This is a genomic window from Marinimicrobium sp. UBA4509 (assembly GCF_002388575.1).
Classification (GTDB): Bacteria; Pseudomonadota; Gammaproteobacteria; order Pseudomonadales; family Cellvibrionaceae; genus Marinimicrobium; species Marinimicrobium koreense.
This window is the reverse complement of sequence record NZ_DGMV01000004.1, coordinates 3516-23091: the sequence shown is the minus strand read 5'-3', so window position 1 is coordinate 23091 and position 19576 is coordinate 3516. Positions and strand designations below refer to the sequence as shown.

23 protein-coding genes are annotated in these 19576 nt (G+C 56.2%); 4 read left to right on the top strand and 19 right to left on the bottom strand.

Annotated features, from left to right (window positions below):
* On the top strand, nucleotides 1-753 hold a 753-nt coding region (locus tag B3520_RS00250), incomplete at its 5' end, for a type II toxin-antitoxin system HipA family toxin (protein ID WP_286875010.1).
* Between the two features lie 169 nt (nucleotides 754-922).
* On the opposite strand, the gene B3520_RS00245 is transcribed toward B3520_RS00250, so the two are convergent.
* From B3520_RS00245 to B3520_RS00230, 4 genes are all read right to left on the bottom strand, one after another.
* Nucleotides 923-1237 carry a HigA family addiction module antitoxin gene (locus B3520_RS00245; RefSeq protein ID WP_142948516.1) on the bottom strand — a complete coding sequence of 105 codons (315 nt, stop codon included), beginning with the start codon at nucleotides 1235-1237 and terminating at the stop codon, nucleotides 923-925.
* 15 nt (nucleotides 1238-1252) lie between these two features.
* Nucleotides 1253-1534: a type II toxin-antitoxin system RelE/ParE family toxin gene (locus B3520_RS00240; RefSeq protein WP_142948515.1), complete on the bottom strand. Its 282-nt coding sequence runs from the start codon at nucleotides 1532-1534 to the stop codon at nucleotides 1253-1255.
* Between the two features lie 43 nt (nucleotides 1535-1577).
* Nucleotides 1578-2720, bottom strand: a complete 1143-nt coding sequence (gene lldD / locus B3520_RS00235) for an FMN-dependent L-lactate dehydrogenase LldD (protein WP_286875005.1) — start codon at nucleotides 2718-2720, stop codon at nucleotides 1578-1580.
* A gap of 65 nt (nucleotides 2721-2785) precedes the next feature.
* Nucleotides 2786-3016 carry a helix-turn-helix domain-containing protein gene (locus tag B3520_RS00230; protein WP_286875001.1) on the bottom strand — a complete coding sequence of 77 codons (231 nt, stop codon included), beginning with the start codon at nucleotides 3014-3016 and terminating at the stop codon, nucleotides 2786-2788.
* A 110-nt stretch (nucleotides 3017-3126) separates the two neighbouring features.
* On the opposite strand from B3520_RS00230, the gene B3520_RS00225 reads away from it, so the two are divergent.
* A complete protein-coding gene (locus B3520_RS00225; RefSeq protein ID WP_286874999.1) occupies nucleotides 3127-3273 on the top strand; it encodes a hypothetical protein in 147 nt (48 codons plus the stop codon).
* Nucleotides 3274-3527: 254 nt separating this feature from the next.
* Here B3520_RS00225 and B3520_RS00220 read toward each other — a convergent pair whose 3' ends face one another.
* The 7 genes from B3520_RS00220 to B3520_RS00190 form a co-directional block, all read right to left on the bottom strand.
* The gene (locus B3520_RS00220) at nucleotides 3528-4076 is read right to left on the bottom strand and encodes a hypothetical protein (protein WP_286874996.1); all 549 of its coding nucleotides are present in this window, start codon (nucleotides 4074-4076) and stop codon (nucleotides 3528-3530) included.
* Between the two features lie 219 nt (nucleotides 4077-4295).
* On the bottom strand, nucleotides 4296-6137 hold the full coding sequence (locus B3520_RS00215) for a UvrD-helicase domain-containing protein (RefSeq protein ID WP_286874993.1): 1842 nt from the start codon (nucleotides 6135-6137) through the stop codon (nucleotides 4296-4298).
* On the bottom strand, nucleotides 6134-8233 hold the full coding sequence (locus B3520_RS00210) for an ATP-dependent nuclease (RefSeq protein WP_286874992.1): 2100 nt from the start codon (nucleotides 8231-8233) through the stop codon (nucleotides 6134-6136). The genes B3520_RS00215 and B3520_RS00210 overlap by 4 nt, the downstream gene beginning before the upstream one ends.
* A gap of 431 nt (nucleotides 8234-8664) precedes the next feature.
* Entirely contained in the window at nucleotides 8665-9135 is a 471-nt protein-coding gene (locus B3520_RS00205; RefSeq protein WP_286874991.1) for a TetR/AcrR family transcriptional regulator, read from the bottom strand.
* 82 nt (nucleotides 9136-9217) lie between these two features.
* Nucleotides 9218-9406 carry a type II toxin-antitoxin system RelE/ParE family toxin gene (locus tag B3520_RS00200; RefSeq protein WP_286874988.1) on the bottom strand — a complete coding sequence of 63 codons (189 nt, stop codon included), beginning with the start codon at nucleotides 9404-9406 and terminating at the stop codon, nucleotides 9218-9220.
* Complete coding sequence (locus B3520_RS00195) at nucleotides 9406-9660, bottom strand: type II toxin-antitoxin system ParD family antitoxin (protein ID WP_286874985.1); 255 nt, start codon at nucleotides 9658-9660, stop codon at nucleotides 9406-9408. The genes B3520_RS00200 and B3520_RS00195 overlap by 1 nt, the downstream gene beginning before the upstream one ends.
* A 113-nt stretch (nucleotides 9661-9773) precedes the next feature.
* The gene (locus B3520_RS00190; protein WP_286874983.1) at nucleotides 9774-10193 is read right to left on the bottom strand and encodes a helix-turn-helix domain-containing protein; all 420 of its coding nucleotides are present in this window, start codon (nucleotides 10191-10193) and stop codon (nucleotides 9774-9776) included.
* A gap of 347 nt (nucleotides 10194-10540) precedes the next feature.
* On the opposite strand from B3520_RS00190, the gene B3520_RS00185 reads away from it, so the two are divergent.
* Nucleotides 10541-11563, top strand: coding sequence for a YecA family protein (locus tag B3520_RS00185; protein WP_286874980.1), 1023 nt, complete (start codon nucleotides 10541-10543; stop codon nucleotides 11561-11563).
* Nucleotides 11564-11688: 125 nt separating this feature from the next.
* On the opposite strand, the gene B3520_RS00180 is transcribed toward B3520_RS00185, so the two are convergent.
* From B3520_RS00180 to rhuM, 4 genes are all read right to left on the bottom strand, one after another.
* Nucleotides 11689-12177 (bottom strand): hypothetical protein, encoded by a 489-nt coding sequence (locus tag B3520_RS00180; RefSeq protein WP_286874978.1) that lies wholly within the window; start codon nucleotides 12175-12177, stop codon nucleotides 11689-11691.
* 114 nt (nucleotides 12178-12291) lie between these two features.
* The gene (locus B3520_RS00175) at nucleotides 12292-12672 is read right to left on the bottom strand and encodes a type II toxin-antitoxin system VapC family toxin (RefSeq protein WP_286874975.1); all 381 of its coding nucleotides are present in this window, start codon (nucleotides 12670-12672) and stop codon (nucleotides 12292-12294) included.
* On the bottom strand, nucleotides 12669-12875 hold the full coding sequence (locus B3520_RS00170; RefSeq protein ID WP_286874972.1) for an AbrB/MazE/SpoVT family DNA-binding domain-containing protein: 207 nt from the start codon (nucleotides 12873-12875) through the stop codon (nucleotides 12669-12671). The genes B3520_RS00175 and B3520_RS00170 overlap by 4 nt, the downstream gene beginning before the upstream one ends.
* A 151-nt stretch (nucleotides 12876-13026) precedes the next feature.
* Nucleotides 13027-14028 (bottom strand): RhuM family protein, encoded by a 1002-nt coding sequence (gene rhuM, locus B3520_RS00165; RefSeq protein WP_286874969.1) that lies wholly within the window; start codon nucleotides 14026-14028, stop codon nucleotides 13027-13029.
* Nucleotides 14029-14308: 280 nt separating this feature from the next.
* Between rhuM and B3520_RS00160 the strand changes: the two genes are divergently transcribed.
* Nucleotides 14309-14500 carry a SymE family type I addiction module toxin gene (locus B3520_RS00160; RefSeq protein ID WP_286874968.1) on the top strand — a complete coding sequence of 64 codons (192 nt, stop codon included), beginning with the start codon at nucleotides 14309-14311 and terminating at the stop codon, nucleotides 14498-14500.
* A 140-nt stretch (nucleotides 14501-14640) separates the two neighbouring features.
* Here B3520_RS00160 and B3520_RS00155 read toward each other — a convergent pair whose 3' ends face one another.
* From B3520_RS00155 to B3520_RS00140, 4 genes are all read right to left on the bottom strand, one after another.
* On the bottom strand, nucleotides 14641-17712 hold the full coding sequence (locus B3520_RS00155; RefSeq protein WP_286874966.1) for a type I restriction endonuclease subunit R: 3072 nt from the start codon (nucleotides 17710-17712) through the stop codon (nucleotides 14641-14643).
* 159 nt (nucleotides 17713-17871) lie between these two features.
* Entirely contained in the window at nucleotides 17872-18318 is a 447-nt protein-coding gene (locus B3520_RS00150) for a hypothetical protein (RefSeq protein WP_286874964.1), read from the bottom strand.
* 3 nt (nucleotides 18319-18321) lie between these two features.
* The gene (locus B3520_RS00145; RefSeq protein WP_286874963.1) at nucleotides 18322-19023 is read right to left on the bottom strand and encodes a DUF3800 domain-containing protein; all 702 of its coding nucleotides are present in this window, start codon (nucleotides 19021-19023) and stop codon (nucleotides 18322-18324) included.
* A partial coding sequence (locus B3520_RS00140) for an abortive infection family protein (RefSeq protein ID WP_286874961.1) occupies nucleotides 19020-19576 on the bottom strand: 557 nt, incomplete at its 5' end. The genes B3520_RS00140 and B3520_RS00145, both read right to left, overlap by 4 nt.

Sequence of the window (19576 nt, the reverse complement as noted above, 5' to 3'; positions counted from 1 at the left end):
GGCACCAGCATCGGCGGCGCCCGACCCAAGGTGCTGTTCCGGCGCGGCAAGTCCTGGCTGGTCGCCAAATTCAGCTCAAGCCGGGACACCCTCAACATGATCGCCACGGAACACGGCGCCATGCGGCTCGCCGCCAAAGCCGGCCTGAACGTGGCGGACACCCGGGTCCTGGAAGTCTCCGGCAAAGACGTGCTGCTGGTCCGCCGCTTCGACCGTGACACCCACGCGACCGGCCACCCAACCCGCCGCCACATGCTCAGCGCCATGACCCTGCTGGATCTGGACGAATACGCCGTCCGCACCGGCGAAGCCAGCTACCTGGAGTTGGCCGACGTCCTGCGCCAATACGCCAGGGACTTCGAAGGGGATGGCCGGGAGCTCTTCCGGCGCATGGTCTTCAACATCCTGATCGGCAACACCGACGACCACGCCCGCAACCACGCCTGCTTCTGGGACGGCACCGCCCTCGACCTCACCCCCGGCTACGACATTTGCCCCCTGCCCCGGCTGGGCCACTCCGCGGACCTGGCCATGGTCGTCGGCCACCAGGGCCGCGCGGCCACGCTCAACAACGCCCTCAGCCAGGCGGAGCGGTTTGGTCTGAGTGAACACGAAGCCGCCGAGTGCGTCGACGCCATGAAGCAGATCGTCGAAGCCCACTGGAAAGAGCTTTTTTCAGCGGCGGGGATGGAGGCCGGGGATATCGAGTACCTGGCGAAGGCGACGATTCTTTCGCCTTCGATTTTTGATTAGGTGTTAACGGCCAAAGGAGCGCCTGATTGCATACTGGGTTGCCGTCCAATTGTACCCTGGACCCCCAAAATACTCCGTCGCTTTACGGCAGGTCCTTCTTCTCCGCCAGCTTCTTGGAGTAGGGGTTCTTCGTTGACTTGGAAAAATCGTAGTCGTCACGCATGGCAGCTTACGCAGCATCCAGCGGCTTAATCCGCGACACTTCCTCTTGCACCGACCGTGACGCGGCCCATAAATCCACGGCGCGCTGCGCGTTAAGCCAGAACTCCGGAGAATTGCCGAACAACCGCCCAAGCCGCAACGCCATCTCCGGGCTGACCGCGCGGCGCTCGCGCAACAGCTCATTCACCGACTGCCGGGACACGCCCAAACGCTCAGCAAGCTGCGCCACCGTCAGCCCATAGTCCGGAATGAAGTCCTCTCTCAGCATTTCGCCGGGATGCGTTGGCTTACGCTGGATGCCGGCGGTATTGGAAATCGTCATGTTAACCACCTCTCTTCAATGGTAATCGCAGACCTCAACGTCATACGCATCGCCATCCTCAAAACGAAAGCAGATACGCCACTGATCGTTAATCGAAATGGCGTGCTGACCTTGTCGGTTACCGGAAAGCGCATGCAGTTTGTTACCCGGGGGCACCCTCAGGTCATCCAGACACGTCGCCAAATCCACATACTCAAGCTTACGCGCTGCCCTTGAGGCCACATCGGGAGGAAACTTCTTTGCCTTGCCTTTGGCATAGAGCTCCTGGGAACGCTTGTCCGTAAACGTCTTGATCATGCCCACAACCGTATTCTGTCACGTGACACTTGTCAAACGGATATCAGCCACCCGCCCGCACCAGACTCTCCCGCGAAATCTCCCCAACCGCCCGCGCCCCAGTCAACGTCATCGCCACCTTCATCTCACTGGCGATCAGGTCCAGCACATGGGCCACACCCTGCTCGCCGGCAGCGGCTAGGGCGTACACGAAGGGACGACCGAGCAGCACGCCGTCGGCGCCCAGGGCGAGCAGGCGCACCACGTCCAGGCCGGAGCGGACGCCGGAATCCGCCAGGATCGTCAGGTCGCCCTGCACGGCGTCGGCGATGGCCGGCAGGGCCCGGGCCGAGGACAGCACGCCATCGAGCTGGCGCCCGCCGTGGTTGGAGACCACGATGCCGTCCGCGCCGAAGCGCACCGCCTCGCGGGCGTCCTCCGGGTCGAGAATACCCTTGAGCACCATCGAGCCTTTCCAATACTCCCGAATCCATTCCAGATCCCGCCAGCCGATGGACGGATCGAAGTTCTCGCCCAGCCAGCCGATGTAATCCTCCAGGTGGATGCGATGGCCCAGATAGGCCGACACATTGCCCAGATCGTGCGGCCGCCCGCGCACGCCCACGTCCAACGCCCAGCGCGGGTGCGTCACCGCCTGCAGCATCCGCCGCCAGGCCGCGAAGCGCCCGGACATCCCCGAATGCCGGTCCCGATAGCGCGCCCCCGGCACCGGCATATCCACCGTGAACACCAGGGTCCGCACACCCGCCGCCCAGGCCCGCTCCAGCGCGTTCTTCATAAAGCCCCGGTCGCGCAACACATACAGCTGAAACCACATCGGCCGCGTCATCGCCGGCTGCACCTCCTCGATGGGACACACCGACACCGACGACAACGTAAACGGCACGCCGCGCGACGCCGCCGCCCGTGCCGCCTGCACCTCGCCCCGCCGCGCGTACATCCCGGTGAGCCCCACCGGCGCCAGCGCCACCGGCAGGCTCACCGCCTCCCCGAACAACCGCGCCGACAGATCCACCTCCCCCGCCTCCTTCAACACCCGCTGTCGCAACGCCAGATCGCGCAGATCCGCCACATTGCGCGCCAGGGTGTGCTCGTTGTACGCGCCCCCATCGATGTAGTGGAACAGGAACGGCGGCAGGCGGCGCTTGGCGGCGAGGCGGTAATCGTGGGTGGAGGAGATGATCATGGTTGTCTCCTGGTGTGGTGGCGAACCGGGGAGCGTGGAGAGGAAGTCTTTGGGTCCCGGACGAACTAAAGGCCGGCCTCATTGAACAATTGGGCAGCGGAAACATTCAATGCTCTGGCGATACGCAGGATGTTCGCCAAAGAGACATTGCGCTCGCCCCGTTCGACCGCGCCGATATAGGTGCGATGAATACCGACCTCGGTCGCAAAGGCTTCCTGAGAAATACCTGCGGCCCGTCTCCGCGCCCGGATCACGGAACCCAGCTTTTTCTGTGCGTCATCAATGCGAGTGGTCATATTTCAAATTGTTCTTATAGATGACTATAAATCTACACACTATAAGTAGCATATCTGGCCGCCATACCCTATGATGACTTTACGTATCATTGAAGCTCATGGAGGGAATCATGAAAAAGCGCAAGCCGAACATTGAGATCGGGCACTATCGTGGGAGCCGGTACTGGGGCGTTTGGGTTGATTCTGAGCTGCTTGCGGTGGTGTGTTATCGGAAGGGTGCGGAGGCGATCAAATCGGCGCTACTAAATCGCCAGTGATTGAAAAAAGAGACTGAGCGGACGTTCATCAAAGAGCTATGTTGCTTTGTAACGCAAGCGGCAGGCATGGAACCTTAAAAGCGCCCCTGATGCTCATGACCATATCTCCGGCTGCAATTTGGATGGCCGAGAGAAATCGGCGGAATTGATGGCCATTCAGTAAAAGAAATCTTAAGCGACCGAACGCCAAGGGCATGCTTGAATGTGAAATAAAAGGAAGATGCGATAAAAATAAATCACGACATCTACGACTTTCAAGATTTTTCCGCAATATGTTTCAACCTATTCAGTTCAGCAGTAGATACTTGCGAAAGAACACCTTTCGCCTCAAGTATCTGTATCACTCTAACCTCAATACGAGAGCTTAACTCGCCGTCATCATCGGCTATGTCAGATTCTAAGCTCTCTCTCATTTTATCAAACAAAGGTTGAAACATAGCTTCCGACACTACTTCAATTTCTTTTGCTTGATATTCTTTCTTTAACTCTTCGTAATTTTCTTCTGGAACAATCATCGCAGAATACAGAAGAAGTTGCGGCGGGATAAAAATTGTTTGGACTGAGTTTTTCAATGTAACGCCACCTTCGTCTATATCGGTTATTTTGTAAAGATTGCTACCTACACCACTTCCCGCACCTGTATAAACGATATACGCATTCCTACCCGCGACCGCCTCTAGTTTCTTTTTTAATTTTTTATACTCGCTCTTATTTTGTAAAAAATCCTTAAGATAAAATGTTATAGCTACACTCACAACAGTGGCAAAAATGAAAAACAACATCTTAGCATAATCGAATTCCAATTTTATCTCCTGAATATTTTAACTTAACATCGGGCTAACGCGCTAATTCTACGTTACGAATCAGGGACAGACCGGCCAACGTTCGGCGACTGGTTATTTACAGATTGCAAATCTGGTACTTTTTCAGAACTAAATCTGAGTCTACATGCGGGCATTCCTCAGACGCCCCTTAATAAAAATTGTCACTCAAAGAGTGATGTTTTTCTCTTGCGCAGCTCATCACAGATACGAAACTTGGTCTTTCCCGAAAAGTCCACGACCAATCATTTCTTTTCCAGCCGCACCTGCATCACTAGAAAATAAAAGAATTCTTAAGTTGATTTCCGCTCTTGAGAAACATACATAAGCTAGCTTTTCCGTAAGTTCTCGTTGTCGCTCAGTCGGCTCTCCTGCCACGCCCGGCGTCAGCACCTTGGAGAAACTGTAAGCGTTCCACGACGCTTCAACGTCGTCAATCACAACCAGCACATCTTCATACTCCTCGCCTTTGACACCGTGCTGAGTGCTAAATGCAGAGCTCTCATCCAAAAAATCGATATACATCTCTAATTGTTCAGCCCCAATTTTAAAAAGTTCGTCGGCTAGCCAATCCCCCTTTTCACGCTGATGCTCATCGCTTGTCTCATCAAAATCTTCTCGAGGGTCACGATCCAGCTGGTAGACAAGCCGCTCTGACAACGGATAAAGGGCATTATCACGACAATACGCTAAAATCTCCCGCAAGGTACTAGACCCCCACATATCTTCCAAAGCCTTGGAGTGCAATGAAGCTCGGTCAAGCATGTCTCTCAGGGATTTATCTCGATTGCTTCCGTCATCCGCATATGCGGGACTTATTTTGCGAAGCGTTTCAATGGTCTTTTTTACGTTTCCGGATCTAGAGGCATGCACAAGAGGGAAAATACCATCAACGAATGGCTTAAGTAGATAGTGAGTCCCATCTTCATAATCCGACTGAGAGCGCGAAGATGAGTATGAGCCGGTAAAAAGTTCATGAAGTTTTATAAATCCTAATCTACGGGCTATCATTCTACGAGCGAGGAATAGATTCTTGACAGCCGGGTTATCTTTCCATTCCCAAAGATCAACGGCCTCTGAAAATTTGGCCGTAACATCATTCAACTGATTGGCAGAGTAGGTATTTCTTGGGCCATCCGGATTCGGTGCCTGAACCACGGTTATCAGAACACTTCCTTCGATTTCGGCATTTCGTCCACCTGGCACCTGTTGTAGATCTCCTCTAAAACCGTTGAGAAAATCGATCACAGAAGTTGAGCAACGAAAATTCTCCTCTTTCGATATCACTGATGCGCCCTCTGGTCCTGAAAAATGCCCAGCACGCCCGTCATAGATTTGCTGCATCGGATCACCGAAATATCCAATAATAGGCAGCCCTTCTCCTAAACAGATAGAATTCAAAGCATCCATCACTTGGGGAAATGTATCCTGAGCTTCATCAACGAAAATATAGGGATACTTAAAACCGAGTCCTTTTTGTAAAATAGGCTCATTTGATATTAGGTAAGACGCAACATCAATCACGTCATCATGATTCAAAACGCATTTTGAGTAGTCACTTATCGTAGCCTCTTCATACCTAACTAACGGCTCTTCTTTCAGTGCATCCAACTCAAGAGACAGCCGCTCCAGTTTCGCCCTGGCCTTTTGCGCTCTTTGGGAGGATCCGCCATTGTCGTCTCTTCGCGCCTTTTCAATTTGCCTTGGTATAATTACAGCACAAAGCGCCTCTCGTATCGCATTCTGAAATCGAACGACCTCTGCCCAGAGAAACCGATGAAGTGTTGACACCAAAAACAACTCATCATAACCAAGTCGAGACGAGATCACCTCAACAGCCCGATTCGTATAGGTAATACATACGATGCGTTGTCCATTTTTTTTGAGTTCTCTGCCGTGCAGATCCTTTATTCGCTTAAGCGCCTCCACAAGAGATGTGGTTTTCCCGGAGCCCGCGCCGGCAATAACCGAAAACGATATTTCACCATCTATACAAGCAGCAATCTCATTGTCTGCTTTTGTCGGCTTTAGTTTAGCATTCATTGTTCCGCCTCCTGTTTCTGCGAGAGGCGGCCACTAAGCCATTGTAAGCCTTCCGCTATATAGCATGGTACTTTCCAATAGCCTGTCGCATCATTTACGATGCCACTTCCGTCTTGGTGAGATTCGGCCGAAGGCTCAAAACTTAAAACATCCATCGCAAATTCAGTTTTTTTAAACGTAGAGCTCTTAATCCTCGACCATATAGCTTGGTGCAGCTCTTTCGGCTCTTTGGGAAGCTCTATACCAATACTAAATGCTCCCTCTTTGAAAAGATCAATATTTTCGTAGACAAACGCCTCTTCAAGGGTCCTTCCATGGAACAAATGCGGCTGACCTTCGATTTCTACTGAAACCGGCTTCTGATAGGCGACAAAACGCATTCCTTCTGCCTGAATACAATTATTATATGGCTCGTTAGCGAGCTTCCCTACTCGATTTTCTTTGAAAAAGTAACGGATAGTTGCATTCGCCGTGACAGCATTTACTTCCGTAGCTATGCAGTTTTTCCGATTGTTACTTGGATCAACAGAATCGATATCCGTGATAACCAGATACGGGATCTCTAAAAATTCCAATAAACCCGCAAAACGCATTGCATACGCTCCACCCACCTCTAGGACAGTCAAGTATTTTCTGTTGAGATCCTCAGCCACACCGTCGATCATCCGTGGCAATAGCAACTTTTCTACAGCCCCTTCTACGAGAATCGCAGCATCAGAAAAAAACAGATCGCAATGGGTAAGCCGTAGATATTTCTGCAGGAATAGCAAAGCTTCCTCAGACGACAAAATATGGCCATCTACATCTACAGGGTCCGGCTGAAATTGCCTAAGGCTGTGCACCGTTGTGCACTCAAAATCTCTGCATTCAGACCCCTCGCCAACTAGCTGACGGCGGAAATATCGGATTTTTGCAAAATCGACGGTATCAAGAATATGTGAAGAATGCGTTGTGATCGCTAGCTGAGGTTTGTCTTCATCTTTTAGTGCCTCAGCAGTCAGAACATCCCACATTTGACGAATGAATGTTTGCTGAACCTGGGCATGTAGATGCACTTCCGGCTCCTCAATGAAGATAATCTGACACATCGGCCGATTCTCTTCGGTGGACAGCCATTGCCTGTAGAAATGGTCAATCTGGATCGCCATAAAAACAAGATTCTTGAATCCGAGCCCGTTGTAGCCTTCGGGTAGTTCATGCTTAGTGTTGGGGTCAACATAAAATAGCTCGGTATTTCCGCGCAGCGCGGCTTCTGAACTAAGCTTTGAAACAACTCTCATCGCTCGGTCGTTGCCGGAAGGAAGCCCTAGACCTCCTATCATGTTCATCAACGGCTCAAAGTGCTGATCATAATGGCTCGTTAAATTTTCATTGTTCTCTTCAATAACAGCTACAGCTTGCTCGGCAAGCTCAGCTTGCTCGAGATTACGCCTGTAATAGGTTGCAAAAGCTTCCGATAATCTGTTGCTTCTTGTGGCGTTCTCATCATCAATGTTCCTCTGAGCGTCAACAAAGTCGACGCGAAGTAGCGAATTTAAGATTTTCCTCCCGTTCTTAGGGTCTATAGGCGTCGCCACAACCTCATCCTGACCTTTTTCAAGTGAAAAAATGTGGAGGCCAAAGTATTTTTTTAGGTTACCGTTCAATTCAAGAAAATGGCTTAAAGGCTGCTTTCGTTCACCATCTTCCTTTATGGGAAAAGTGTTATCGTACTCTGCCCAGAGCTCAGAAACGTCTTCTACCGCCAATGCGCAGCGCATACCAATTTCTGAAAAATCTTCCGAAAGGCTTGTTGCAAGATCGAACACGCGCCCGAAAGAAATTGATTTCGGGTCGACTTGGAACCAGATATCGAGTTCTATGGATGGCAGATCAATGCATTGAGCAGGGTCAAATTTATCAATATTTAAAATGCAACTCATCGAAAAATCATGAATTTTGAAATCACGGTTTCCCAAAAAACTTCGGACAGCAGCCGTTGCAGAGGTCTTTCCGCTGTTATTTGGACCAACAAATAAAGTTTCTCTTCCTTCGAAATCAATTTCCACATCCTTCAGGCGGCGAAAATTTCTTATCGATATATTGCTTAATTGCACGCTCAGCTCCTTTTTTTGTACATATCACCACCATCCCCGGAGGCGCTTTAGAATTTGTATATATAGATTATTTCCCCCGACACAAAATAAAACCAGAAAAGCTGGCGACTGACAAATTCTCCGAACAGCCGCCCTCCTAACATCCAACTCAATACCCCGCCACCCCCCCCCGAATAGCGGCCGCCAACGCCCAACCATCGACAGCCTTTTAAGTAAGCACTCACCAATCAGCTCAGTAAGATCAACGCATACCATATCCATCCAAGTTGCGATAATGTCGCTTACACCTCCTCCTCCAGCACCACTTGCCTAGCATCCTCAGGCGGGTCCAAGCGCCTGCAGCATCTCCGCTGCAATACCGTCGGCATGCCCCACCTCGCCGCCTTCCACGAGCAGGTTCATGGCGCCCAGCGTGGCGGAGGGGACCATGCTCATGGCCATTTCTTCGTGGGCGTAGTGGAAGCCGCCTTGGCGGCGGCCGGCTTGGAGGTCGGCGCGGAGGTAGGTGGCGAGGGCGGAGCGCATGCGTTGTCGCTGCGGGCTTTGTTCATGAAGGTGCGCACGGCGATACTGAGGCGTTCGGCGCCGCTGTCGACGGCTTCGCTGACGGTGAGGATCTGTTCGGAGAGCTGGACGGTCAGCTCCAGGCCGACGGCTTCGAGCACTGCTTCGCGGGAGCGGAAGTAGTTGTAGACAGTGCCGTTGGAGACGCCGGCTTCTTCGGCGAGGGTGTTGAGGGCCAGGCCGCCGACGCCGGCGCGGGCGTGGATGCGCAGGGCGGCGTCCAGCCGTTGTTGTCGGCTGTATGGCCCACAGAGACGCCCACGCGTGGGACCGAGAGCCACTCGGAGCGGCACCGGGGAAACACCTACTCGCTTAATCCAGAAGCATCTCCGGTGCATCCATGTACTCATGCAGCACACGAACCACTAGCACCTTCGCTTCCAGCACTCGATAGAACACCGCGTGATGTTCAGCCTGCGATCAGCGATACCCGGGAAGAACATGGGCGTAGTCGGTCCCGAGCAAGGGGTGCTGAATCAGCGGTCTCATGCCCGCCTCCAGCTGATCAAGGTCGTCATCGGCCTGATCCGCGCCCCACTCTCCGCAGGTATACACCCAGATGTCGATGAGGCCGGATGCCGCCTTTGGCGTAAGGCTCAGCGTGCGCACTACTCCGCCGCCTTCATCCGCTTACGGCCAGCCGCCTTGATCGCCGTCATATCGACTGGCTTGGGCTCGCCGCTTGCTTCACCCTCAACCAGGGCCTGCCTGAGCGTGGTAAGCCGTTCCTGGGCCTGCTGGTCCTGCCGGATGAGATGGCGGATATACTCACTGTCGTTGCCGAACTGGCCGCTTTCGATCCGGCTCTTTACCCAGCCGTTCTGTTGTTCGGTGAGGGTGATGGTTTTCCAGTGCATGCTCATAGCGGGTGCTCCTGAGCACCAAACAGTATGACAAGGTCATACCAAGCCTTTTGCGCCGGATCAATTCCGTCTTCCGACCGGCGGCGGCAGGCAGGGTGCTTGTTCAGGCACCCTCAAAAGCCTTTGAGTTCGTCATCATCGGTGGTGGCCTGACCGTCTTCCGCCGGTGCCCCGGATGGCGTCGCCTTTGTTTTCTTGCCGCCGGGTGACCGCACCCGTTGCGGCAACTGCTGCCGCGTCAATTCCAGGCCCAGGGTGTCCTGGTCCAGCGCCATGATCCTGACCATGTCCTCAAGGCGGCCGAGCACGTGCAGGGCGCGCAGGAAGGTGTGCAGGGCCGTGCCGGGATTGCCGTCTTCCATGCGCCGGACCGTGCTCACCGATGTGTCCATCCGTTGGGCCAGGTCCTCCTGCGTCCAGCGGCGCGTACGACGGGCCACCGACAGGTCATGGCCGAGCTGGCGCAGGGCGCGTGCCACGGGCGGCGGTATTGCGGTCAAGTTGTTGGAGCCTTTGGGGGCTGAGGACTTCATGACTAAGCCTTCATGTAAGAGCGCCAAATACTATTAAGAAATCATATTTGAGCACTTTAGCGATGAAAAGCCACACCCCTCGGCGAACAACCGAGACATCCTCGGTCGTTGCCGCCTCACCGTTATGTGTGCAAAGCCTTCGCGAATATGCCAGGCTGGGCGCCCCACGTCCGGCGGCGATCCGGGTGGCGAGAGCTTGGCGAGTCTTGTATGCGCAACCTTAATTGCGCATAGACTTGATGGCTGCGCATAGGCGTGAAAGCCTTCGGAATATTCCATCTGGCAGGCTGTTGGGTCAGCCAGCCGCCAAGTATCATCGACACCCGCATTTCGCGCGCGGAGGCGCCATGACCACCTCATCCATCGGCCGCAACGCGCCCTGCCCTTGCGGCAGCGGCAAAAAATTCAAACGCTGCTGCCTGGGCCGGGAGGATTCCACGACCCCCAGCCCCGGCGCGCCGAGCCCGGCCCAGGTATTGCGCGAGGCGCTCCAAGGGCAAGCGTTCCATTCACTGGAAGAAGCCCAGGCTTTCGCCGACGAATACATCCAGCAACAAAACCAGCACCCGCTGGATGATTTCGACGGCCTGTCCCCGGATCAAATGGCCGGGCTCTTGAACGAGCCGTTCAACTCGCCGCGTCTGGTTGTCTTTCCAGAAGTCCTCGACTCACCGCCGAGCGCGCCGATCACGCGGCTTTTCAGTCTGTTGGTGGAGGCCATCGGCGAGCAGGGCCTGAAACCCACCGCCAAGGGCAACCTGCCACGCCATTTCTGCCGCGAGGCCGCCCTGGCCTACTGGGGCGAGCAAAAATACCAGGAGGAGACTCGTTTTGGCGGCATCAATCGGGAGGTGGACTTTTTCGATCTGCATGTCACCCGGGTCGTGGCGGAGCTGGCGGGGCTGATCCGCACTTACAAAGGTAAGTTTATCCTCAGCCGCGACTGCCGCCGCCTGCTGGCCGAAAGCGGCCTGGCGGCGGTGTATCCCAGGCTGTTCAGGGCCTATGCGGAGCAGTTCAATTGGGCCTACCAGGATGGCTATGTGGACCTGCCCTTTATCCAGCGGGCGTTTTTATTCACCCTGTATTTGCTCTGGCGCCACGGCGATACCTCACGCCCGCAAACCTTTTATGAAGACGCTTTTTTGCGGGCCTTTCCCATGGCGCTGAACGACGTGCCGCCAAACTCGTTCTCTACCGCCGAGGAAACCTTACGCCGCTGTTATACCTGGCGCACGCTGGTGAATTTCGCGGGCTTTTTCGGGCTGGCCGAAGTGGAGAAAGTCTCCGAGGATATTCTGTGCCGCGAGTATCGGGTCAAAGCTTTGCCTCTGCTGGGCGACGCCTTGCGGTTTCAGGTTTCGGGGTAGCTCTTCAAGGGGAAAAGTCATGGAGAGAAAGCCACGGCGAGGGGGCGAAAGCCGAGATGCCCCCGAGCGCCCTGCTCGTTCAACCAGACAATTCTCCATTAAAAAGTAGTGGAATAATCATCGAGTTAAACGGCGCTCCGCGCATTGGCGACACAGGCCACCAGATTCAAGACCGACAGGATCAGGTATTTCGAACCCTCGTTGGTCATAGATAGTGCCCCGTTGTCTTGTAGCAGCCCCACGACGTATGCGAGTAGCCACGGCTCTTTTTGGAAACCGACGTACTGGCTGACTGATTCTTCCACCAGAGGCAGCTTCAGCCCCTCCGAGAATCTCACCGAGGCCGCGAGCCGCTGAAGTTCACGCTCTTGCTCCGCCTCCGTTATCGTCTCGATCCCAGACGCTTTCAGCGCAAGATGCATCACCATGAGCGCTTCCAGAGCCATCTCCACATGCCGCGGCGGGATATCCATCTTTGTTAAGACCAATACCGAAGCCAGGAGATTCGGCTGTTCCACGAATATCTCATCACAAATCGATTCCCGGGCACCGGGATCCGTATCCGCAATCTGCTTGATCGCGGACACCAAGCTTGCTTGGGTAATTCTGCTCATCATCTGCTTCCGGGCTGACAGCGGATCACCCCCCCCCCGCAGCGCTTCCACCTTCGGCGTGACCCTCGGCTTGAGGACGACTTGGCCGCCTTGATCGCCGCTATGCGGCCGGTTCTATGCTTTTTTCTTAGCGAGGTACCTGACATCCGGCAGGCCCTTGAAGTCATTATCCTGAGTCCAGAGTACGGCGGAATGCTTTTGAGACGTGGCGAAGATGATGCTATCCGCCAACGGCAACTTATGAAGGACGCCAAACTTGGCGGCATCCATTGCCAGCTCTGAATCCAGAGGGATCACCTTGCCCTGCTTCATGTGGGCGGTAACGATTAACGCCGCCTCTTCGCCACGCTGGCGGAGCACGTTTTTAAACACTTCCGTGATCGTGATGCTCGGCACCAACAGCTCCGGGAGCGCTTCGATGGGCTCAGCAAACGCCGTTGCATTCTTGTCGCTGGCGAAATACGACAACCAGGCGGACGAATCAACGACGTTCATAGCCGGTCTTCTTCCCGGTCGACAGTGGTATCAATGCCCTTAAGAAACCCTCTCATTTCCTTCATGGGCTTGAGCGGGATCAATTCAATGCGCCCCTGATAAGACATGACCTGGACTTTCTGTCCGGACACGATGCCCATGGATTCGCGAATTTCCTTGGGGATGACGATCTGGTACTTGGGGGAAACGGTGACGGCGGTCATGACAGGACCCATCGATAAAGGTTTGGTATTACGATACCCCCATCGATAAGCGCAATCAAGATGAAAGCGGCAGGCCGCGCTGCGAGCCTGGGCCGTGGGTATCGGCAAACCGGAGCTGCCTGTCTGGTTTCTGGCCGAGGAGGGGCGACGTCTATTCGGTACTCACCTCACCCTCATTGGCCACACTGATGTCATCCGCAATCAGGTTCATGACCAGCCGGGCCATCAGATCCTTGGCCTTCGGGTCGCTTTCGGCGATCAGCAGCGTCAGGGCAGTCAAGCCCTGCTCGTTCAAGGTCAGGCGCATGCCTTCCTGGCGCAGGTAGAGCAGGAACAGGAAGGCGCCGGAGCGCTTGTTGCCGTCCGAGAAGGGATGGTTCTTGATCACGAAATACAACAGGTGCGCGGCGCGTTCCTCGCGGGTGCCGTAGAGGGGCTCGCCGAACATGCTTTGTTCCAGGTTGCCGAGGATAGAGGCCAGGCCATCATCCCGGTCCCGGGCGAAAAGATCGCTCGCTTCTTTCCTATCGCGCAGTTCGCCGGCCAGGGCATCCAGGGCACGGCGCGCTTCATCCACGCCCAGCACACCGCGGGCCGGGCGGGCCCCGGGCGGCACGCCCAGTGCGCCTTCGTCATAGTCCTGGAGCAAGCGCCAGGTGCGCGCATAGCCGAGGATCAGACCGACCACCTCCTGACCGATGTCGGAAACCAGCTCTTGTCGGGTCAGGGTCTGGCCGAGCAGTTCCACGGCCTGCTCCAGCTCGGCGAGGCCATGCCGGGCCAGACGGTGCTCGTTGAGGCTGTAGCCCTGGGTCAGATGTTCGCGGAGGACGCGGGTGGCCCATTGGCGGAAGCGCACGCCCCGCTGGGATTTGACGCGGTAGCCCACGGAAATGATGACATCGAGGTTGTAGTGATCAATCGCGCGCCGAACCTGCCGGTTGCCCTCCTGGCGAACTATCCGGAATTTCCGGATAGTTGCCTCACGGCCCAACTCATCCTCTTCGTACACATTGCCAACGTGCTCGCTGATGGTGCGCAGGTCCCTCCCGAACAGTTCCGCCATCTGCTTTTGAGAGAGCCAGACGGTCTCGCCTTCCAGGCGCACTTCCACCGGCCCGGTGTCCTCCTCGAAAATGACGATGTCACTCACACAACCTCCTTATCGTAATCCTCCGCACTGGCCATATTGACAGTACATTACACGAAGGTACACTTACCTAAGGAGCCTAGAAACTCCAACAGGCGGGCAAAGCCGCACCCCGGAAGCATTGCGGCTTTTTTGTGCCCGAAATCCGGGACGTAATGGCCGGGAGGTCCGGCGAATACAACACCTGTTTGCAGGAAATAGTCGGAGCAGTACCTGTTGCTGTTTCTAGCCTCCCGACCGCCCTATTTACGCAACCTAGAAATTGCACAACAGGAGCAAGACCATGAAACATCGCAAACTGAAAGTCCGCAAAGGCCACCGGGACTACACCCTGAAGAGCATGCCTTGTAGCGGCAATCCGATTACTCCTTTTCTTCTTCTCAAAGGGACCTGGCTGGAACAGGCAGGGTTCACCATTGATACGCCGGTGTCAGTAACCGTGGAGGATGGGCGGCTTTCGATTGTTCGGGATTGATGTCGGTGAGGGGCCCCGGCCGTGGGCCGGGGCTTTACATGACTGCTGGGAAGGCAAAAAGCAAAGACTGCCCTTACTAGTCTGCTACGGCGCGGGAACTACAGCATCGTCTGAACCGCATTGTTAGGCGAAGCCTGATCTCAGGCCACCTGATTTCCCGCCATTAGCTCGGCTTGGCGAATAACTAATTGAGTAGCCGCCTCCTGCGCGTCCGGTGGGTAACCATACTTGGCCAGTAGTCGTCGCACGGTCCGACGCATGTCTGCACGCACGGTGTCGCGTTGTGTCCAGTCCAGCGTAGCCTTGGCCTTGATACGGTCTGCCAGTTCATGGGCGATCTGACGCAGGGTTTCATCTGCAATCACGTCGCGTGCAGACTCATTGCTGGCAAGAGCGTCATAAAACGCTAGCTCATCTTCCGATAGACCGGTCTCCTCTCCTCGATGCACTGCATCACGAATAGTGCGAGCCAGACCGATGAGCTCTTCAATCACCTGAGCCGTAGTAATCGCTCGATTGGTGTATCGCGTAAGCACGGCCTCCAATGATTCCCGAAAGCCCTGAGACTGTATGATGTTGACTCGCTCACGACTTTTTATCTGATCATTGAGCAACTTCCGCAGCGTTTCCAGCGCCAGGTTCTTCTGCGGCATGCCAGCCAACTGGCCGAGAAATTCTTCCGAGAGAATGCCCACATTCTGCCCACCAAGACCAGCCGCCTGGAACAGGTCGATCACGCCATCTGAGGCGATGGCACCTGAGAGGACCTGCCGTACTGCAGCGCGGTTGTCCGCAGCCGGGGGCGGACCATCATCAGCGAGACGTTTGCGGATGGCGGCGCGCACGCTCTGGAAGAAGGCCAGGTCATCGCGGATGGCTTCGGTTTCCGGGCGCGGTACGGCCAGCGAGAAAGCCTTGGAGAGCCCGGCCACCATGGTCATGAAGCGTTGCTTGCCATCGTCCTGTTCAAAAATATAGTCCGCGCCGGCGGTCACGGCACGAATCTGGGCCCGCTCATCGCCGCCGGCAAAGCCGCTGTAATCCAGGCCGTTGAAAAAATCCCGCAGCGCCTCGAACTGGCGCTGCATTAAGGGCACCGCCTCGTTCTGGATATCTTCCACTGGGCTCCCTTCGCCGCCAGCCTGAGTGTAGGTCTGCACGGCGTCGCGCAATTGGTCGGCGATGCCCAGAAAATCCACAACCACGCCGCCCGGCTTGTCGCCGAACACACGGTTTACGCGGGCGATGGCCTGCATCAAGTTGTGTCCTGCCAGCGGCTTGTCCAAATACATGGTGTGCATCGGCGGACAATCGAAGCCGGTCAACCACATGTCACACACGATGACCAAGCGCAGGTCGTCGTCCGGGTTCTTATAACGTCGCGCCAGGGCGTCGCGTCGTGCCTTAGTCCGCGCGTGTTGCATCACCCGTTCGCCCTCGGAAGGCGCCCCAGTCATAATCACCTTGATAAAACCGGATTCGTCGTCATCTGCATGCCAATCAGGTCTGAGTGCGACGATCTCATCGTACAGATCCATGCAGATTGCCCGACTCATGCACACCGTCATGCCCTTGCCTTCAATCACCTGACGGCGTTGCTCGAAGTGCTCCACAATCTCCTGTGCAACCAGCTTAAGACGCTGGTTCGCGCCGGCCAAGGCTTCAAGTTCTACTCGGAAATAGTCATTGGTTGGCTGGCCCGCTTTGTCGGCCTCGGCGGCTTTCTCTGTTAGCTTATCTTCCGCCTCTCGCACCCCCTGTTCATTGGGGACCAGCTTAACTAGGCGCATTTCGTAGAAGATCGGTACCGTTGCATCATCAGAGATCGCTTGGCGGATATCGTAGATGTCCGCGTACTCGCCGAATACAGCTTCCGTATTTCTGTCGTCGCCCTCCAGCGGCGTGCCAGTAAAACCGACGAAGGTGGCATTGGGGATGGCATCGCGCATCCAGCGTGCACCGCCATCAAGGAAACCGTACTGACTACGGTGGGCTTCATCCGCAAGTACCACGATATTGGCGCGTTCACTGACCGCCGCGCCGCGTTCAGCGAACTTCTGGATAGTCGTAAACACTACGCCGCCCGAGGCCCGATTCAGCCGTGCAGCTAGGTCTTCCCGACTCTCGGCCTGCTCTGGGTCCTGCCGTAGCAGCGCACGCCCATCTGCAAAAGTCCCGAAAAGTTGCCCATCCAGATCATTGCGGTCGGTCACCACCACAACGGTGGGATTGGCGAGTTGCTCGTCACCGATCAGTGCGCCAGCCAGGATCAGCATGGTCAAGCTCTTACCTGACCCCTGGGTATGCCAAATCACACCGCCGCGTCCATCACCCTGACCCGCCGGTGCTTTCAATGCCGCCTTGACGGAATCCCGCGCCCGCAACATGGCGCGGAACTGGTGGTAAGCCGCCACCTTCTTGATGATCATGCCGCTGCGCTCGTCCTCCTCGAAGGTGATGCAGTGACGCAGATAATCTTCCCATCGGCCGGGCTGGAACAAGCCGTGGATCAGTGCCTCAAGAGTCGGCTCACCCGGCGCGCGCGCATCGTCCAGCGCGCGCCAGGGCGCAAACCGGTCCGACGCGGCGGTGAGCGAACCGACCCGGGTGCGGTCGCCGTCACTGATGGCCAGCAGTGCGCTGTAGGTAAACAGCGGCGGTATCGTTGCCTTGTAATCCTGCAACTGCCGATAGGCCATCCACAAATCCGCCTGCTCATTGGCGGGGTCCTTTAACTCGACCACCACCAACGGCAGACCGTTAAGAAACACCACCAGATCGGGCCGCCGCGTGGCGTTGCCGCAGCGTACGGTGAGCTGCTGGACCACCAGCCGGTCATTCGCGGCGGGGCGAGTGAAGTTCACCAGCCACGCCTTGTCCCCGCGGGTCTCGCCCTCTGGGGTACGGTATTCCACGTCCACGCCATCGGTTAGCAGATGATGAAACCAGCGGTTGTTCTGTTCCAGTGTCGGCTCCGGCGGCCGCATCACGGCCCGTACCGCCTGCTCAATGGCCTCATCCGGAAGCTGGCGGTTGATCGTGCGCAAAGCCGAGCGCAGCCGCGGCTCCAGTACCACCTGTTCATGGCTGTCGCGCAGAGGGGAATCCGCTCCCGGCGAAATGTCCACACCCCGGGCAGTCTCAAACCCCAGGGCCTCGAACCAGCCCAGGGCGGCCTGTTCAACTTGTTGTTCTGAAATGGTTTTTGTCATCATTCGCACCGTGGCTGATGGGCCTTGACGAGCGTACGCGCCACCCCTTTCACTTGACAATTTGCCCTGTAACCACCACTATTCATGGCGTTCTCTGCCAGTGGCAGCAGAACCTACAAAGGCCTCCGCTGAGCCAGCCTGGCGAATCAGCGGTTTTTTTTATGTCCATTTCGGCCCCCTTCTGATCATATCCACGGTTGACGGTCTCCCCGGCGCGGCGGGCGTATCGGCCAGGAATGCCGTCACGAAGTCCGCCCGACCGTTACCCTTCAATGCAATCACAACCACGTAGTTGCCCATGACAACGGTCACCCTGCGACTACCGTCATAGCGTTTCCGCTTCTTGTCCCAGCCCTGGTAGCACTCACTGCTCGGGTCCTGCAATGCAGCCTTGATCCAATCGAGCCGTTTGGCTCGCGGCTGTGAAAACGCGTCCTTGGCCCCGTCCCGACGGGATGACTCAAAGCAGCAGTGGTCGAAATCGCGCTTGCGAAACCGCACCTCAATGCCGTCGAACGCGCGGATCGGACCGCGGCAGTAAGTCGCCTCGAAATGGGCGCGGTATTCCGCCTCGCCAGGCAATTCAAGCAGAGGGGGATAAGCCACAACTCACCACCCTCCTGCCAGATCAATACGAAAGACATTGAACTTCTGCTCGCCCTTGAAGGTGGGCCCAATGCGTTGCCCGTACAACTCTTCGTAATGCTGCAGGACCCGGGCTTTGACACTGCCTTCGCGTACCCGGTCATTGAGCCGGTACGCGGCCATGCCGGTGAGTACATCGGCCAACTGAATAAGCACTGACTCCTCCGAGCGCACCGCTTGAACGTCGTGTACTTCGGAGGATAAATTGGAGTAGTCCAGGCACCGGCGCAGCACATGCAGACGGTCGCGCCGCCGGTTGCTCTTGAAATCCACGAAAACATTGTATTCGTTAAAATCCAGTATCCAGTGATGCAGCAACTGGTAATAGAACTTGTAAAACCCCAGTTCCTGATCGTCCTCGTGGTAGAGCTTCAGATCCACCTGGCTGTGATCCACCGCGATACAGCGAAACCGCAGCTGGTCACCCTTACCCTGGAACCATTCGACGAGCTGCCGATAAAACGCTTCCCTGGACGGCGACACCTTCTGCCATTTGAACTCACCCCCAATCCGGTGCCGGTCGCGCAACTGGTGAATCTCGGCCTTGAACGTGTCCCGCTCGGAGGTCGGCAGCCAAAGACCGCCGATCACCATGAACTGGCCCTGGGGATGATCGGAACCCAGCAGGTCGGGTCGGCTTTCGTCGCAATACACGTCGAATTTCATGCCTGCTCCTCACCGGCTGCGGTTTGCTCTTGCTTGAATTGCACCAACGCTGCCCGGTAGGCCTGAAAGTCCGTCCGGTAAAGTGCCTCGCTGGCGATCAGAGGGATCTCCAGTACCTCGAACGGGCCGTGTTCGTTGTCGATCGACTCGTTGAAGTCGGCATGCTCCTCATAGGCGAAACGGGCCAGTGGATCACGCCGGGCCGATTGCAAATGGGAGCGGAACAGCAGGCCCACCACCGCATCGGTCGAGCGCGCCAGAATCTCCGCGTAGCGGCTGTCGAGCAGGGGCTCGTAGGCATCGGCACCATGGGCCGCAGAGCCGTGGGCGTTGCGGATCTCCACCACCCCGCTGATGATCTGGTTCAAGCCCCGCACCAGCGACTCCGCCCCGTTGCGCAGCTTGGCATCTACGCCACCGTCCTCGCTGGGACCGAGATTCAGATATTTCATCGCCTCGGCAACCAGCTTCGGCGCCTCCCAGCCCGAATCCACCGGCACGCTGCGGTCGGTGAGAATGGTCTTGCAGGTGGTCTCGATGATGGTGCGGCAGA